The following is a 2,107-nucleotide window of genomic DNA, read 5'->3' on the forward strand; positions in this document are numbered from 1 at the left end:
GAATGTACGACCTCGTTTCACTTTTCCATTTGGTAATGTCCACTCTGTATCGACAATTCGCCCATCACTGTCTGAGCTTGTTGACCACATAGTGACCCAACGACCTAAGTGAATGTACTTCGCACTTGCTTCAGGAAGCGCGTTTGGAACCTCAACATTAACGATTGAGCTAAACGATGCGTTAGCATCTTTGTCGTCGACTACCGTTAGGCTGACTGTGTATTCGCCGGCTTCTTGGTAAGTCCACGTTGGCGCGATTTCACTGCTTGTTACGCCGTTGCCGAAGTCCCATAGGTAGCTGATGATCTCACCATCTTGATCCGAACTGAAGTTACGGGCTGAGACGTTCAACCCATCAGTATTGAGTTCGAAGTTCGCTGTTGGCGCGATGTTGTGTTGGCTTACTTTCGACAGACGTACCACACCGTATTCGTTGACATCGCTTTGGTTAACAATGTCTACCACCAAACCAAACTTAGTCAAAATACGACCCGAATCAGGAGCTTGTGGTGATGTGTAATCTTGATCATCAGAGAAGCTCGCTGTACCCACTAGGCTTGTGTCCTGAAGCACATCGTTGTCACTGTTCACAAGACGCATAGGAGTATGATCTTTCAGTGAAAACGCGGCATCACGGACTTGGTAACGTGTTTGAGCGACTTTTCCTGAGTTTTGCCAAATCATGGCATTTTGGTCTGCATCGACCACACCTAACCAGCCTTCTCCTGGATGCTTGCCTACCCAGTTATCAGTGAGCGACTCATCGACATACCAAATGATCAGACCTGGATCGAACGACATGAGCTGGCCCATGCGCTTGATATTCGCCAAGCCTTCATCCACGTCCATATGACTGCGCCATTGCAGTAGGTAGTAGTGTTGAGCTTGATGGAAACCATTGCTCAATTTGAAGCCATTAAGCGCAAAGCTAGAGTTATCTTCGCCGTCATCTACCGCAACTGTGTCACCGTCAACGACAAGGCTCAGGTTGTCTAAGTAGAAACCTTCCATGGCTAAGCCGCCATCGGTAATGTACTCGAACGAAAGCTCGACTTCTTGTCCTGCCCATTGAGAAACATCAAATTCAGCATCAATCCACCCGTTAGACTCTCCACCAACCGCAGGCACTAGGCCGGTGTTGTAGGGGTCATCCATAGAGGTGATGTTGCCTGCGATGGCTTGCCCGTTCACAAGGACACGAGCAAAGTCATAGTCTTTCTCGATTTGGTACCAAGTTTTGAAGGTAAGCATTGCAGAATCGCCCGCCGGGATTTCCAGCTTACGGGTCATTCTATTTTTCAGGTCGTCGCCTTTTTGAGAGTGGAATGAGTACTCACCCTCGAACGGTTTCAAACCTTCGATTTGTTTCTCTGGAAGGTCGACCTTAATCATGTTCGGACGGGAGTTATCTGTCGTTTGGAACAAGGTGTAAATTTGTGGATTGTCTTCCAGGTCATCAATTGAGATTTGGTCATCATTAATCCAACGACCACCAATAGACTTTTGTAGGAAGTGTTTTGCCCAAGAACTGAATGCGGTTGGTTGAGTACCGCCAATTTGACCAGCCCAGCTGCCAGAAGACATGATAGACCAATAAGAGACTGGTTCACCCTTGCCCGTGTATTGCGTGTCGTACTCATCTGGAAGGCCTAAATCATGGCCATATTCGTGAGCACAAACACCGGCTGCTGCGTCAATCGGTTGAATCGTGTAATCAAACGCCGCGTACTGGCCATTAAAGCGGTCTGGAAGCGAGCTAGAGGTGCCTTCTAGCACATGTGTGCGTCCAAGGTTGAATCGGTGAGACCAAATTGCATTAGGACCTAACACGCCACCACCGGCTTCTTCACCTACAGAAGCATGGAACACCATTAGGTGGTCAATTACGCCGTCTGGCTCACGGAAGTCTCCGTCACCATCGTAATCGTAGCGATCCTCAATATCGTAATCAGCGAGGTTGATGCTAGGGTCTTGAGCTAACTGGTTGAGGGCTTCGCGAACGAGCTCTTGAGCATTTAGGTCGTTATCCGTAGTCGGGGAGTTACCACCGTAGAAAGCTGCTGGCTTAGAAGCTCGATACCAACCTGCGGCTTGACCCGCCACACTG

The 2,107-nt window shown here is 48.8% G+C and carries 1 protein-coding gene; it reads right to left on the reverse strand.

The genetic code is table 11. The features are described 5' to 3' along the window. Window positions 1–2,107 (reverse strand): immune inhibitor A domain-containing protein (locus BCT81_RS28400; RefSeq protein ID WP_102426601.1); only part of this gene is annotated, 2,107 nt, incomplete at both ends.

Source organism: Vibrio sp. 10N.261.52.A1, from assembly GCF_002876325.1.
GTDB lineage: Bacteria > Pseudomonadota > Gammaproteobacteria > Enterobacterales > Vibrionaceae > Vibrio > Vibrio chagasii.